A 15709-nucleotide genomic window follows, 5' to 3' on the forward strand; every position below is an offset into this window, starting at 1 on the left:
ATCTCCCATCTCTTTTCTTTAAGTATAACGTTTATTGATCAAACAATAAAGCTATGTAAAAAGGTTGCGGTAGAAGTGTTAGCTTCTTCCACAACCTCAATAGTTGATTCTAAAATTAGAATACTCCAACAACGTGGCCGACAACACCGACAACGAATAGACCTAAAATAATTACGATTGGAGAAACTTTTTTGTTTAATAACCACATACATAAGAAAGTTAATAACAATCCAGCTAAACCAGGAATTAATTGATCTAAGTTTTGTTGTAACGTAGTGACATTAAATTCAGTTAAAGATTTTCCAGAAGCAACTTCTTGGAAGACGTTTTGTAAGCCTTGACCTGTCATTTCAACTTGATCCCACTCAATATAAGCGCCCTCTTGTAACTCAACTGTCGATACAACTGGAGCAAAACTAATATTTACCCATCGTTGAACCAGAGCTGCCAGTACAAACATCCCTAAGATAGATGCACCTTTAGTAATATCTTGTAACAAACCACCTGTTAAATCATCTGTAATTGCAGAACCCGCACGGTAACCAAATTCTTGTGTATACCACATGAAGCCCCAACGGATTAAGTTCCATAAAACGAAGAACAAGATTGGACCTAAGATGTTGCCACCCATTGCAAGTGAAGCACCTAAAGCTCCTAACATCGGACGAACTGTGAACCAGAAAACTGGATCTCCGATACCAGCTAAAGGTCCCATCATTCCGACTTTAACCCCTTGAATTGCTACATCATCAACTGCTGAACCATTTGCACGTTCTTCTTCTAGCGCTAAGGTTACCCCTAGAATTGGTGAAGCAATATATGGATGTGTATTAAAGAATTCCAAATGACGTTTTAGTGCTAAACTACGGTCTTCTTTATTTGGATATAATTTCTTAATTGCAGGAATCATTGAAAATGCGAAACCGCCATTTTGCATACGTTCATAGTTCCAAGAACCTTGAATAAATGTTGAACGCCAAGCAACAGCTAGTCGGTCTCTTTTCGTTAATTGAATTTTTTCTTCAGCCATTTTTTCTTTTCCTCCTTTGATTATTAATAGTCGTCCAGAATTTCGCCTAGAGGATCACCTGAGGTACCTCCGCCGCCTGTAGCAGAACCACCCATTTTAGATAAACGCAAGTAGATTAAGGCTAATGCCACACCAATTGCACCTAAACCGATTAGCGTAATTTCTGAAATAGCAGCTACAACGAATCCAAGGATAAAGAACGGCCATACTTCTCTACTTGCCATCATATTGATAACTAGTGCATAACCTACGGCAACTACCATTCCACCACCGATAGCCATACCATTTGTTAACCATTCTGGCATAGATTCTAAGGCACCTTGAACAGTAGAAGCTGGGATAAATAGTAACAAACCAGCTGGAATAGCAATACGGATACCTTGCATCGCAATTGCTAAAACTTGTACAACTTCAATTTTTCTAATGTTACCTTCTTCTGCAGCGGCATCCATCACGTGAACCAATGGTACTGCTAATGTACGAACGATCATTGTTAAGAACAAACCAGCTACCGCTAAAGGAATCGCAACAGCGATTGCTGTAGGAATACCTGCTGAACCTTGTCCACCTAAAACTAAAATAATTGCTGCGGCTACTGATGCTAACGCTGCATCGGGTGCTACGGCAGCTCCGATATTCGCCCATCCAAGAGCCAACATTTGTAGAGAACCACCTAACATAATTCCAACACTTAAGTTACCAGTAACTAACCCAATCAAGGTACATGCCACTAGTGGTTGATGGAATTGGAATTCATCTAAGATACCTTCCATACCAGCTAAAAAGGCTACTAAAATAACCAATATGATTTGGATAAAATTTAAATCTGTCATGATAAACCTCCTAGTTCATTTTTTAGTCAATTGTTACTTCAATCCTGCTTTGGCTTTTCGTAATAATTCGTCCATGTTTCCACGAGAATCATTTGGTACTTTACGTACATCAAATTTTAAGCCTAATTGTTTTAATTTTTCATAAGCAGCAACATCTTCTGTTCCCATTGACAACACATTATTTACTACTACTTTTCCAGTTGAATGGGCCATTGATCCCACGTTTACTTCTGAAAGTTCAACGCCACCTTCTACTGCACGCACAACATCTTGTGGGTTTTCAAATAGCAATAAGGCTTTTGTATCTCCGAAGCGAGGATCTTTGGCAACTTCGATAATTTTATCAATTGGTACAACATGAGCTTTTACTCCAGGAGGAGATGCTTGTTGAATCAAGTTTTTACGAAGTTCATCTTTCGCTACGGCATCAGATACAACTATAATTCGACTTGGTTGTGTTGCTTTCGTCCAAGCTGTTGCAACTTGACCATGCAATAAACGAGAGTCAATACGTGCTAACACATATTTAATTTTGCCATCACCAAGAACTGTTCCTGGAGGAATCGCCCCTTGTGGTGTAGTCACTTCTGCAACTGTAGTAGTCACTTCTGGTTCTAATTCTTCTGGTTTCACTTTCACTCCATCGCGTGCAGTGTTCAAAATCGCTGTCGCAATTTCTTGTGCAGTGTTCATAGAAAAACGAGAAGCATACGCTTCAATTACCATTGGTAAATTCATACCTGAAACAATCGCCCATTTGTCCTTGTGATCTTCAAGAAGACTGTTGGCTTGGTTGAAAGGTGTGCCACCCCATAGGTCAACTAAGAAAAGCACTTCTTCTTGATCATCAAATGAATTGACTGCTTCTTGCATTTTTGCTTTGATATCATCCGGACCTTCGCTTGGCTCTAATACACAAGCAGCAACATTCTCTTGTTCTCCAAAAATCATTGCTCCTGATTGTAAAATACCTTTGGCGAAATCTCCATGACTTGCTAGGATAATTCCTACCATCTTCTTACCTCCTATTTACTAAATTTTCTTCCATTTCCTTAAAAGTAATCATTTTTCTAATAAATCCATTAAGTGGACTTTACGATCTGTAGGGACTTTTCGTACTTCCAATTCAATCCCTTGACTATGGATATACCTGAAAGCTTCTACATCTTTATCGTCAATCGAAACAAAATTTGTAATCATTCGTTTTCCCGCTGTAAAACGCATACCACCAATGTTTAATGAGTGTAACTTCAATCCGCCTCGAAGTAAAATTTCTACATCTTGAGGATTTGTGAATAAGAGCATAATTTTTTGATTTTGTAACAATCCTTGATCAAACACTTCCAAAAATTTGGCTGTAGGAATGACATTAGATATGATACCTGGTGGAGCGGCTTCAAGCAGTAAAAATTTTCTTAATTGATCTCTCGCTGCTTCATCACTGACAACAATAATTCGGTTAATACCAGTTTGCTTGGCCCACGTTGTTGCCACTTGCCCGTGAATTAGGCGATCGTCAATTCGAGCTAATCGAATGTCCAATTTTCTCTCGCCTCCTATCTTAATCGCTTTATTAGGACACACTCCCCCTTTCACTATAATAAAAGCAAGAAGCGTGCCAACTTAAAATCAATACACTAGTGATTTTTAAAGTTTTTCTTAAATAAAACACAATACACTAAAACGATACACTAAAACGATACACTGCTTTGTGCATCGTTTTAGTGTATTTATTCAACTTTATTAGTGTATTTTTTCTACTTTGCGATGAATCATCGCCCATAAGTAATATTCTTCAATCACAGGAATAGTTAAATTCAAAGTTCTTCCTAAAGACAACACATGAACATGCAATTGTTCGTATAATTCATCCGTCATCATATCTGCTTCTTCAGTTCCAGTTAACGGCTGTTGCAACAAGATTCGTTCCAACATACCTGCTGAATGAAGTAAAAAATTAATTCTAAATCCTGCTTCTTTTTGAGGAATTTGCCAAGTCGTCATAACATCTTCAGTAAACTGCCAAAGTGGTTCAATCATTTTCTTAGGATTTAAGAAAGTGAAATTCGTTTCTAAATAATCTAAACAAATTTCTTTAGTTTCCTGTAGATTTAACTCTTTCGCATCAAAGACAATTTGGGAATTTTTTAATAGTTTATCCAGTAAATCATCTGTATCTTGCGTAATAAAAGCTTCCAAAGAAACAAACGGCACTGGCAATTTTGGATCAAGCACACCTGTTGCTGCAATTAATTCATAGCTTTTTTGAATTTTAGGAAGTCTTTCTTGTAAATTCACAATAGATAAAGTTAAAATTTCAATATCTTCCACATTTTTTCTAATCAATCCCTGTTGAATCGTTTCTTTGATTTGTTGTGCAGTTCCTTCTCCTGAGGCACATATTGCTAGGATCGCCTTTGGTAAATGACGATGATCAAAACCACGAGGGAATTCTTCCATTCGACTGTATCCTCTAAAGTTTTCTAGAGATTCATAAATTTCATCCAAACTTGTCCCTAATACAGACGCTTTACGAACAGCCTCCAGAACAATAGGTGTTGTAACCATATCAATTGTGCGAACAAAGACACCCGTCTCTTGTTGTATTTCACCATTAAAAGTAACTAGCGAACCCATATCTACCAACAACAAGACACCCGAACCTTCATCCACAGCTAATACAGCTTGTTTCATTTTTTCTAAAGCAATTTTAGGAGGCATATCTAATGGCATATCAACTGCTGCGACTTGTTCTACTCCAAGTAATTGTTTGACTACATCCACCATACTTGTCGCCGTGCTATTTCCATGAGCTGCAACTACAACACCAATTTTCCCTTCTGATGTGCTATTTTTAAGAGAAATCAACAATACTGCTAAATAAAACTCTTCACTCTTGGGAATCTCTACATTAAACCAGTCACCAATAAACTGACGAACCTCTTGAGCAACGGCAAACTCTTCTGGAAAAGCAGTCACCATTTCTTTGATATTGTCATTAATTTCACGGGTTTCCCCTAGTTGAATTTTTTTTAGAAAAGAACTGATATGTAAGCTCATTGCATAAACAAAATTCTGTTGAAACTCATAGTTAAGCTGCTCTTGTACCATTGTGTAAATGCGATTTGTTAGTTCAATAATTTTCTGATCAACAAACTCACTCAACTTATTATCCGCTTGGAAAGAGAAACCATGATCTTTATAAAAAGATTTCAAATGAACATTAATATCTGTAGAAATAAAACGATTAATCGCTTCTTGGTCCACTCCATCAGCTTTCAATAAAGCCGCTTTGTCTCCAATGATGTCATATAAATTGTAAGGAAGTTCATAAGAATCTGTTTGGATTTCCAGTAGACTCTCATTCGGCTGAATAACCAATTTTGATTCTAAATTTTGAGAAAGTTCCATTAACGTTGCCCGTTTATTAGCCAGCATTACTAAGCCAGAACGAATTCCTTCAGGTAAATCATCTAGAGTAATATCAATCTGAGCTTGGTGCATATGATTTAAAAACCCTCTCGCACAAACTAATTGAACGTTTGATTTCAACTGGCCGATATTCCCAAAACTAACACTACCAATTAAGGCTTTTACCACATCTTCCGTTAAAGAAATGGTTCGTTGAATTCTTTGCGCTTCCCTAGATACCATAATTTTGACTAAATCTAATTTTTCAATCGCTGGACGTTTCTCAAAGGATGGCATCTGAATATTAATCGGAATTCGTCTTAAGAAAGTATCCAATAATGCTGAGTTAGGATCTTCTGTCGTAGCTCCTACAATTCGAACATCCGCAAAATGATGCTTGCCAGTTTCTCCCAAACGACTATAAGAACCATGATCCATAAAATAGAAAATCATTTCTTGACCCTCTGGCGGTAAACGATGAATTTCATCTAGAAAAAGCATGCTGCCATCTGCTTGGTCAATCACACCTAATTTTTCATTATCCGCACCGGTAAACGCTCCTTTTGCATAACCAAACAAATGGCTCATTAATAATTCTGGATTGTTCGCATAATCCGCACAATTAAAAACAATCAATTCTTTTTCAGCTTCAATTGCTTTATTTTCCTTAGCGAATTGAAACATCGCATGGGCAAAAAAGGTTTTTCCCGAACCTGTAGGACCTGTAATCAAACAGTTTAATCCTTTAGGTGGATACAAAATAGCTGCTTTTGCTTGTTCTCCTGCATTTTTCATACTGCCATTGATACCAACGATACTAGAAAAAATATCCTGACTTCCACTCAAATGCGCCACACGTTGAGGTTTCCTTTTTTCTCTAGGCTGACGATTTTCCATATAACTTGGCACATATTTTTCTTGAACATTACGAATATCGGCTGCCAACATATACCCCACTGGTCGGCCATCTGTTTTGATTAATCGCCCTTCACGAACAAGTTGATTCAAATCCTTACTCGCATTACTTCGCTGAATTTGAAGGTTGTCTGCAATTTCTTTTGTCGTAAAAATATTGGTATCCTTTGGTGAAAGATTTTCTCGGTCGATAATATACTGATAAATTCTTTCCATACGCTTACTCAAAACTCTCACCTCTTCATCAAACTATTACATTTATTATAAACGCTCTCAACAGTAATTACCAACTACTTTACAGACAAAAAAGCTAAAGAAGTTAAATAACCTCTCTAGCTTTTTATAAAATGACCAATTATTTGTCAGGAGTTCCTTGATAGACTTCCAAGTGGGCCGGTAAAATTTCCAATTGTATCGGTAGCTCTGGCCCTTCATCTCCATCAACGTTTGTTCCTAACGAACCTTCAATTAATGCAATATTTCCTTTTGTAAATGTTATATACTCAACATTTTCTGTTGATTTATCCATTCCTGTAAGTAAATCCGGTAAACTTTTGACAGTATCTAACAACGTTTCGTCTTTTAAATACAGTAAATGCATTTTACCATCATTGACTTCTGCCTTGTTTAATAACTCTTCAAAGCCACCAATCGAACGAGTCATACCAACAATAATCGTACTACTTGTAATTAACCTTTTTTCGCCTTCGATTGTTAGTTCAAATTTATAGGACTCATTTCCAACAACATTTTTAATACCGGAAATAAAATAGGCTAATTTTCCAAGTCGGGTCTTTTCTTCGACTTCCACATCATTAATTGATTCAGGAATGGTTCCAATCGCTACTACATTCATAAAGTATTGATCATTAATTTTCCCAACATCTAAGGTTGTCGTATTGTTAACGTCCAGTTGTTTAATCGCTTCTTTGGGATCCATTGGTAAGTTTAGTGAACGAGCCAAATCATTAACCGTACCTAAAGGAAAAAAACCGAATTTCGGACGAAACACTTCTTCTGCAAGACCACTAATTGCTTCATTAACCGTACCGTCTCCACCCATAGCAAATACGCTGTCAATTTTTTCTCTAGCAGCCTCTTGAGCAAATTTTTCGGCATCGCCACCTTTTTCGGTGTGTTTCACGATGACCTCATCAAAAAGTTCATTTAGCTTAGAGGTCGCATCATGTTCATAATCTTTTGCTTCTTCCCCACCCGCACTGGGATTTACTATTAATAAAACTTTTGCCATTTTCTTCTCGCCTCCTATTTAATTTTCCAAACAACAGTTATTGTTGTACTTTCCTCAATTAATTTAGGGTACATCACAGGTGTTTGTTGAAAAACATTTGATCTTGCTTGAAAATTCATCGGTGCAATCCAGGAACCGTTTGATACTTCATTCTTCAATTCCACAATTTCGCCAAGGTCAACTCCACTTACTGTAGCCAGAGCCTCTGCTTGAAAACGAGCATCTTCAAAAGCTTTTTGAAGTAATTCCTTTTCATGTTTTTCTGGATTACCAATAGTGAACTCCAGTGCAATCGTCGGTGAAATTTTTGATTCCGCCACTGCTTTTAAAATACTTGCCAAACGATTTTGCTCCAAGGGGAATTGGATTTCCAGCGACTGAACCACTTCATAACCAAGTAATTCAGCTTCCCAAACATCGTCAATCATTTCTGTTTTCTCTTTCGTTTCAACAGAAAAATGCTGCGTTTTTAAGTCTTCTTCAGAAAAATCATAATTCTTCAATAAATCATGTAAGTGACTTATCTTTTTTTCGGATTCTAATAACACTTGTCCGTAATCTTGATTAAATGTAACCAGTCGAAAACCAACCATCACTTGATCTGGTTGAACAAAAATTTTGCCTATACCCTTGATTGTCATTATTTTTTCCATCGACTCATTCCCTTCTTAATTTTATTTTACATGAGGGAACAGTCTTTTGTCATTTTTGAAGGGAGCATACTTAGAAAATTTGAGTAAACAAAAAGCCCTACCTCTTTAAAAAGAGATAGAGCTATATGTTTATCATTATTAAGCTTCAACAGCCACAGGATAGACAGATACTTGTTTTTTGTCGCGACCTTTACGTTCGAAACGTACCACGCCGTCAACTTTAGCAAATAAAGTATCATCTCCACCGATACCTACGTTTACTCCAGGGTAAATTTTAGTACCACGTTGGCGATAAAGGATAGAACCACCTGTAACAGCTTGACCGTCAGCACGTTTAGCGCCTAAACGTTTAGATTCAGAATCACGTCCGTTAGATGTAGAACCTCCACCTTTTTTGTGGGCGAATAATTGTAAATTCATATTCAACAACATGAGATGCACCTCCTAAGATTTTTGTCGTGTTTCAATTTGGATATACTCGCTATTTTCTTCTTGAACTGCTTGGAGTCCTAGCAATAAGTTTTCTAATAAAACTTGTATGATATTCATTTGTTCTTGCGTCGTCTCATTAGGTATCGCTACATATAAGTAGCCACCTTCTTCTTGATTCACATCGATAATCGGTTGGATACCCGCTAAGGCATCAATTCCGTTAACCGTGCTAATCGCCAAAGCTGAAACTGCGGCACAAACAATATCGCGACCATATTCTCCAGCATTTGCATGTCCTGTCAGTTCGTAAGATACGATTCTTCCAGAGGCATTGCGTGTAAATGTTCCTTTAATCATAGCTCATCACTCTTTTACAAGAATTATGCGTTAATTGCATCGATAACAACTTTAGTGTAAGGTTGACGATGACCTTGTTTACGGTGAGTGTGTTTTTTAGGTTTGTATTTATAAGTAACAACTTTCTTTTGTTTTCCGTGTTTTTCAACAGTTCCTTCAACAGTTGCACCTGCTACAGTCGGAGTACCAACTTTTGTTGATTCGCCACCTACTAAGATTACTTCACCAAAAGTTACTTTTTGTCCAGCTTCAACGTCTAATTTTTCAATGTAGACTGCTTGACCAACCTCAACTTTTACTTGTTTACCACCAGTTTTGATAATTGCGTACATGCTATAAAGCACCTCCTTAAAATATACTTAGACTCGCCATCCCAAGTGACATTACGTACTTAAAAACTTGTTCTGTGCGGTTGTAGCTGTGGAGCCCACAATTACAACACTATTACTTTATCAGAAAGTAAATGCTTCGTCAATGAAAAGTTGTTGAAAATTTTTCTTTTTTTCGAAATAGGGCTTTATCGAGTACGGAATGATTATTTGATTTCCTTTTGGAGCCGTATTTCGATTGTTTTTACTTTTTTCTGGATTTTGATGCATTCTTTTCGGTTTTTGCACCTTTTTCCTTGGATTTTGGTGCATACTTTCCAACTTTGCACTTTTTTCCACGCATTTTGGTGCATACTTTCCAACTTTGCACTTTTTTCCACGCATTTTGGTGCATACTTTCCAACTTTGCACTTTTTTCCACGCATTTTGGTGCATACTTTCTAACTTTGTACCTTTTCGCTCCAATTTTGGTGCAAAACTTCTTCAACGGTCACTTACTTCAACTCAGGGTAATCATCTACACTAAATGAGATTTTTTTATTAAGATAATTGGTGCTTCTCCCATTACCTACCTTGTCGAAATATTTAGTCAAGATCCTTCTCAAAACGTTACGATGAATTTGATGATTAAAAAATTCTAGCAGTGCTCCCATAGTCAGATGTTGGTTATGTGTTAAAACGCCGTACTCGTGAATAGTTCTCAAGACTGTTTTCTCTTTTGTTTCTATAAAACCGCAATGACGACAGCTTACTGTATGTGTTTGAATAACTAAATCAAAACTCTGACAAGAGTCACAACACATACCTCTCCTCAACTGATTGATTTCTTTTGGATTCAGCGGCTGTGGGGTAAACGGATTTTCAATGTTATATTGTTGGCAAGCGTACAATAACGACGATATTATATTTCGTTGACCTAAAGCTGCTTTATTATTCTTAACGATATCCTTCAGAAAAATTTGGAATTGGTTTCTCATCAAAATCTGTAAATTTTTCACTTCAGAATTAATTTCTATCCAATTGTCGGCACTAATAAAAACTAATACACCAGTTACTCGAATATCCGGAGAAATTTTACGACAGATAGCTTGTAAATAGACTTGGGCTTTTTTTGCTTGTTCAACACAATTACTGGTAATAACTCGACCGTTTACTTTACACTCTCCTTCTTCATAAGAAAATGTCCCAGAGTAATTTTTCACTTCAAAAACATAGATTTGATTACCTTCTGTGACTAAAATCAAATCGAACTCGCATAGTCCCTGATAATTCACCCACAAATTTCTAATGATACTCCATTCCTCAGGTACATTGCGTTTGATATAATCCAGAGCCATATTTTCACCCGTTACTCCATTTTCTAGCGATTTTAGTTTCAATTCTCTTTGATGATTGCTTTCCCCAGTCGTCATACGACTACAAAACAGTTTTTCGAATTCGTATAATGTTGGAATTCTACTTTCTCCCAAATTCCCCTCATAGATCTTCATAAATTTTCCTCGCTTTCTATACTCAGTTTCATTACTAAATACGCAATTTTTTGGAAAATCCATAAAAAAACATCAAACCAAGAAGAGTTTGATGTTCTTTACTATTTTATTGCCAATAAGATGGAATGGTTTTTTCGTAGGCTTCAATGGCATCGATTTCTTTTAAGGTAATGCCAATTTCATCTAAACCGTTAACTAGTTTGTGTTTCCAAGAAGCTTCAATCTCAAAAGGATAGCTCTGATTGCCAGAAACAACAACCTGATTGGGTAAATCAATCGTGATTTCTGCTTGAGGATCTAGTTTTGCTAACTCGTCTAAGGCTTCTCGTGGTAAAGAAATCGGTAATAAACCGTTTTTTAAGGCATTCATATAAAAGATATCCCCAAAGCCACCTGCAATTACTGCTTTAAAACCATAGTTAGCAATTGCCCAGACGGCATGCTCTCGTGAGGAACCTAAACCAAAGTTGTCTCCAGAAACTAATACACTGGCATCTTGATATTGTGGAAAATTTAGGACAAAATCTGGATTGGGTTTACGACCTTTAATGTAGCGCCAATCATCAAATAAAAACTCGCCGAATCCAGTTTTTTCAATCAATTTTAAATAGGTTTTTGGTAAAATTTGATCGGTATCAATATTGTCATTCATAAAAGGAACAGTTTTTCCTGTGTAGACGGTAAATGGCTCCATTAGCTAACCCCTCCTATCACTTCTCGTACATCAACAAAACGTCCGTAAACTGCCGCTGCTGCTGCCATCGCAGGACTACACAAATGAGTGCGAGAATTCTTTCCTTGGCGACCGACAAAGTTTCGATTAGATGTTGATGCACAATGAACAAACTCAGGAACCTTATCAGGATTCATTCCTAAACACATCGAACATCCAGGTTCACGCCATTCAAAACCAGCTTCAATAAATATTTGGTCTAAACCAAGATTTTCAGCTGCTTTGCGGACAGGTCTAGAACCAGGCACTACAATCCCAGTTACACCTTCTTTAATTTTTTTCCCTTTGATAAATCTAGCGGCTTCTTGTAAATCTGACAAACGACCATTCGTACAAGAACCAATAAAGACATACTCAATTTGAATATCTGAAGCTGTTTGACCTGGATGCAAATCCATATATTCATAGGCTTGTTGATCATTGTGGTCGCTAATTTCAGGGAATGGCTCATTAAAGGACACTGACATTTCAGGATTTGTTCCCCAAGTCACATAAGGTTCCAAAGTCGCCGCATCTAGTTCTAACACTAAATCATATTCTGCATCCTCATCCGTATAAAGATTTTTCCAATCAGCAATGGCTTCTTCAAAAGCTTCTCCTTGAGGGGCGTATTCTTTGCCACGAACAAATTCAAAGGTTTTTTCATCCGGAGCCATCATACTCATTTTAGTACCGCCCTCAACTGACATGTTACAAATCGTCATACGTTCTTCCATCGAAAGATTACGAATTGTATCTCCGTAAAATTCAGCTGCATAACCCACAGCAAAATCTACACCAAATTGAGCAATTAACGCCATAATAATATCTTTGGCATACACACCTGGCTGTAATTCTCCAGTCACATGAATCCCCAAGCTTTTTGGTTTCTTTTGCCAAATTGTCTGAGTGGCCAAAACATGTTCTACTTCACTGGTTCCAATCCCAAAAGCAATCGCTCCAAAAGCACCATGTGTTGCCGTATGAGAATCACCACAAACAATTGTTTTACCTGGTTGTGTCAATCCCACTTCCGGTCCAATAACATGAACGATTCCTTGACGGTCTGAGCCATTGTCACATAGAGTCACGCCAAAATCTTCGCAATTTTTACGCAAAGTATCCATTTGTTTTTTTGAAATCAAATCAGAAATATTATGAATATCTTTCGTAGGTACATTATGATCCATCGTTCCAAAGGTTTTTTCAGGGCAACGGACAGGCCGACCTGCTTCTCTTAGCCCTTCAAAGGCTTGCGGAGTGGTTACTTCATGTATCATATGCAAGTCGATGTATAGTAGTTGAGCTTCTCCTTCTTCTCCACTAATCACATGTCGTTCCCATAATTTATCAAATAATGTTTTTCCCATATGAATGTCCCCTTTTTAATCCAATTTACCTAAAACTGCCGCTGTAAATTCTGTTGTTGAAGCACTGCCACCTAAATCCATTGTTAATACGCCTTCAGCCATCACATCAAAACAGGATTGCTCGATTCTATCCGCTATTTCATCTAATTCAAAAGATTCTCGTAACATCAAACTAGCAGAAAGAATCATCGAAACTGGATTGGCGATATTTTTTCCTGCAATATCTGGAGCCGAACCGTGAATTGGTTCATACAAGGAAACTCCCTCTTCACCATAACTAGCACTTGGTAAAACGCCTAAACTACCTGGCAAAACTGAAGCTTCATCGCTTAAAATATCACCAAATAAATTCTCGGTCACAAGGACATCAAATTCTGTCGGGTGTTGCACAATACGCATCGCTGCTGAATCAACATATTGATGTTCCAAAGTACAATCAGCAAATTCTTGTGCTACCTCTTCAGCCACTCTCCGCCACAATTGACTACTAGCTAAAACATTTGCTTTGTCTACTGATAATACATGTTTTCGTCTAGTCTGGGCAATTTCAAAAGCTTTTCTAACGATTCGACGAATTTCTTCTGCATGATAGCGATTGGTATCATATGCTTCTTCTTCTCCCAAATAACGAGGTTCTCCAAAATAAATACCACTGGTTAATTCTCGTACCACAACCAAATCTGTTCCGCGTACAATTTCTTCTTTAATAGGAGACAAAGGTAGCAAAGCATCTGGAACAGTAATTGGTCGAATATTAGCAAATAGATTCAAAGCTTTGCGCAAAGCTAACAATCCTTTTTCTGGAGTGACAAGGGCATGTTGCCATTTAGGTCCTCCAATGGCTCCTAATAAAATGGCATCTGCAGATTGACAAGCACTCAACGTTTCTTCTGGTAAAGGACTGCCTGTTGCATCAATACCAGCACCACCGAAAGGATGCTCTTCAAAAGTAAATTGAATGTCTGAATCTTTCATTGCTTTTTCTAAGACGGCGATTCCGCTCGTCATAATCTCAGGTCCAATTCCATCACCTGCTAACACAACAATTTTTTTCTTCATTCATTTTTCTCCCTTTTCTTTCAATATAGCACTCGCTTGCGTGTAAGCTTTGGCTGATGCTTGTAACACATCAAAATCAACCCCAATACCATTGATTAGATTTTTAGTCGTTTCACATTCAATCGAAACATGAACTTCTGCCTGGGCATCTTCTCCGCTTGTTAATGCGGTAATGTCATAATTAACTAGGCGAGGATGCTGATCAAAAATTTGATCAATAGAATTGTAAATCGCTTGAATACTTCCTGAACCAATCGCAGAAGCTGTGTGCACTTCTTCCGTTTCATCAGCAATTGAAACAATCGCTCCTTGATAACCGTTTGAGACATATTGTAGTTGCACTGTTTTTAGCTTGTATTTTTCTTCGCTACGACGAACTACATCAGCTTGCAAAGCGATTAAATCTTCATCGGTAATTTGTTTTTTCTTATCCGCCAACTCTTTAAATTTCTTGAAGAGTTTTTTGACTTCGTCGTCGCTCAGCGTATAACCTAGCTCTGCCATTTTGGTTGTAAAAGCATGGCGACCAGAGAGTTTTCCTAGTGGCAAAGAATTGGTGTGAACACCAACTAATTGTGGAGTAATAATTTCATAGGTTTCTGGATTTTTTAACACACCATCTTGATGAATTCCTGACTCATGTGCGTATGCATTGCCACCAACAACCGCTTTATTCTTCGGTACAGCATAGCCTGAAAGTCTAGCAACAATATCACTAGTGCGTTTAGTTTCATTTAGAACAATATTGGCTTCACATTGATAATGGTCTTTACGAATATGCAGTGCTACTGCCACTTCTTCTAGGGCTGTATTTCCTGCACGTTCACCGATTCCGTTGACCGCACCTTCCACACGATTAGCACCGTTCTCAATGGCTGCCAATGAATTAGCTGTAGCCATCCCCAAATCATCATGGCAATGAGAAGAATAGATAATTTCTTCTTCACTTTGAATATTTTCAATTAGATAGGCAAACAAAGCACCATATTCTTGTGGATTAGAATAACCAACCGTATCTGGTACGTTAATGATAGTTGCTCCAGCATCTACCGCTGTTTGGACTGCTTCCAAAAGAAAGGCTTTTTCTGTTCGAGTTGCATCTTCTGGTGAAAATTGAACAACTTCAAATTTTTCTTTTGCATAAGAGACATGCTCCTTAATTGAAGCCAAAACTTCTTCTCGAGTCATTTTTAATTTGAATTTCATATGAACATCACTAGTTGCCAAAAATACATGGATTTGTGGGAACTTTGCTGGCTTCAATGCATCATAGGCACGATCGATATCTTTTTTCTGGCAACGAGCCAAAGCCGCCACCGTCATTGTTGTCATTTTTTCAGCAATTGCTTCCACCGCCTCAAAATCACCTTGAGAAGCGATTGGGAAACCCGCTTCAATCGTATCTACGCCCCATTTTTCTAATTGCAAGGCAATTTGAACTTTTTCATTGGTATTAAAATTTACTCCGGGTGTTTGTTCTCCATCTCTAAGTGTGGTGTCAAAAAATTGAATTTTTCTCATTTTATTCTTACCTCTCTTTTTTTCAGATGATTAATAAGTATAAAAAAAGCACTCCACGAAGTTTTTACTTCATGCAATGCGAATAGGACTCCTCTTGTTATTTCTTTAAGAGAGTCCTCGGCTATAATAATAAAAATGTAAATGTCGTAAATATTGAGTTTGTCATAATAATCACCTGATTTATAAGTCTTGCTAAAAAGATACCGAAATTTGACGGTTAAGTCAATAGTTTTATTTAAATTTTCTGAATATTCGGTCATAATTAGTCATTATTTCTTGTTACGATTAAAAGAAGGTCGAAATTTCCATAACAAAGCTCCGAAATCTGCTGATCAAGCATCTCTT

At 37.4% G+C, this 15709-nt stretch carries 16 protein-coding genes and 1 other annotated feature; all 16 genes read right to left on the bottom strand.

Annotation, left to right across the window (positions count from 1 at the left end; translation table 11 throughout):
- Window positions 1-115: 115 nt before the first annotated feature.
- Window positions 116-1030 carry a PTS system mannose/fructose/sorbose family transporter subunit IID gene (locus AC4BBX_RS05230; RefSeq protein WP_490455392.1) on the bottom strand — a complete coding sequence of 305 codons (915 nt, stop codon included), beginning with the start codon at window positions 1028-1030 and terminating at the stop codon, window positions 116-118.
- Window positions 1031-1053: 23 nt separating this feature from the next.
- Window positions 1054-1863: a PTS mannose/fructose/sorbose transporter subunit IIC gene (locus tag AC4BBX_RS05235; protein WP_490455393.1), complete on the bottom strand. Its 810-nt coding sequence runs from the start codon at window positions 1861-1863 to the stop codon at window positions 1054-1056.
- 33 nt (window positions 1864-1896) lie between these two features.
- Window positions 1897-2877 carry a mannose/fructose/sorbose PTS transporter subunit IIA gene (locus AC4BBX_RS05240; protein WP_490455394.1) on the bottom strand — a complete coding sequence of 327 codons (981 nt, stop codon included), beginning with the start codon at window positions 2875-2877 and terminating at the stop codon, window positions 1897-1899.
- A 48-nt stretch (window positions 2878-2925) separates the two neighbouring features.
- On the bottom strand, window positions 2926-3405 hold the full coding sequence (locus tag AC4BBX_RS05245; RefSeq protein WP_490455395.1) for a mannose/fructose/sorbose PTS transporter subunit IIB: 480 nt from the start codon (window positions 3403-3405) through the stop codon (window positions 2926-2928).
- 201 nt (window positions 3406-3606) lie between these two features.
- A complete protein-coding gene (locus AC4BBX_RS05250) occupies window positions 3607-6417 on the bottom strand; it encodes a sigma-54-dependent transcriptional regulator (RefSeq protein ID WP_490455396.1) in 2811 nt (936 codons plus the stop codon).
- A gap of 127 nt (window positions 6418-6544) precedes the next feature.
- Complete coding sequence (locus tag AC4BBX_RS05255; protein ID WP_490455397.1) at window positions 6545-7441, bottom strand: diacylglycerol/lipid kinase family protein; 897 nt, start codon at window positions 7439-7441, stop codon at window positions 6545-6547.
- 14 nt (window positions 7442-7455) lie between these two features.
- Window positions 7456-8094: an SIMPL domain-containing protein gene (locus AC4BBX_RS05260; RefSeq protein WP_490455398.1), complete on the bottom strand. Its 639-nt coding sequence runs from the start codon at window positions 8092-8094 to the stop codon at window positions 7456-7458.
- Between the two features lie 138 nt (window positions 8095-8232).
- On the bottom strand, window positions 8233-8526 hold the full coding sequence (gene rpmA, locus AC4BBX_RS05265; RefSeq protein WP_490455399.1) for a 50S ribosomal protein L27: 294 nt from the start codon (window positions 8524-8526) through the stop codon (window positions 8233-8235).
- A 12-nt stretch (window positions 8527-8538) separates the two neighbouring features.
- On the bottom strand, window positions 8539-8883 hold the full coding sequence (locus AC4BBX_RS05270; RefSeq protein ID WP_490455400.1) for a ribosomal-processing cysteine protease Prp: 345 nt from the start codon (window positions 8881-8883) through the stop codon (window positions 8539-8541).
- 23 nt (window positions 8884-8906) lie between these two features.
- Window positions 8907-9215, bottom strand: coding sequence for a 50S ribosomal protein L21 (rplU, locus tag AC4BBX_RS05275; RefSeq protein WP_490455401.1), 309 nt, complete (start codon window positions 9213-9215; stop codon window positions 8907-8909).
- Window positions 9216-9234: 19 nt separating this feature from the next.
- Window positions 9235-9307: a sequence feature (ribosomal protein L21 leader region), on the bottom strand.
- A 28-nt stretch (window positions 9308-9335) separates the two neighbouring features.
- The gene (locus AC4BBX_RS05280; protein ID WP_490455402.1) at window positions 9336-9677 is read right to left on the bottom strand and encodes a hypothetical protein; all 342 of its coding nucleotides are present in this window, start codon (window positions 9675-9677) and stop codon (window positions 9336-9338) included.
- Between the two features lie 29 nt (window positions 9678-9706).
- Window positions 9707-10702, bottom strand: coding sequence for a nuclease-related domain-containing protein (locus tag AC4BBX_RS05285; protein WP_490455403.1), 996 nt, complete (start codon window positions 10700-10702; stop codon window positions 9707-9709).
- Window positions 10703-10808: 106 nt separating this feature from the next.
- Window positions 10809-11396: a 3-isopropylmalate dehydratase small subunit gene (leuD, locus tag AC4BBX_RS05290; protein ID WP_490455404.1), complete on the bottom strand. Its 588-nt coding sequence runs from the start codon at window positions 11394-11396 to the stop codon at window positions 10809-10811.
- Entirely contained in the window at window positions 11396-12784 is a 1389-nt protein-coding gene (gene leuC, locus AC4BBX_RS05295; protein ID WP_490455405.1) for a 3-isopropylmalate dehydratase large subunit, read from the bottom strand. Before leuC ends, leuD begins: the two co-directional genes overlap by 1 nt.
- 15 nt (window positions 12785-12799) lie before the next feature.
- Window positions 12800-13843: a 3-isopropylmalate dehydrogenase gene (gene leuB / locus AC4BBX_RS05300; protein WP_490455406.1), complete on the bottom strand. Its 1044-nt coding sequence runs from the start codon at window positions 13841-13843 to the stop codon at window positions 12800-12802.
- The gene (locus AC4BBX_RS05305) at window positions 13844-15364 is read right to left on the bottom strand and encodes a 2-isopropylmalate synthase (protein ID WP_490455407.1); all 1521 of its coding nucleotides are present in this window, start codon (window positions 15362-15364) and stop codon (window positions 13844-13846) included.
- Between the last annotated feature and the right edge of the window lie 345 nt (window positions 15365-15709).

Source organism: Enterococcus sp. AMC1157, assembly GCF_058216555.1.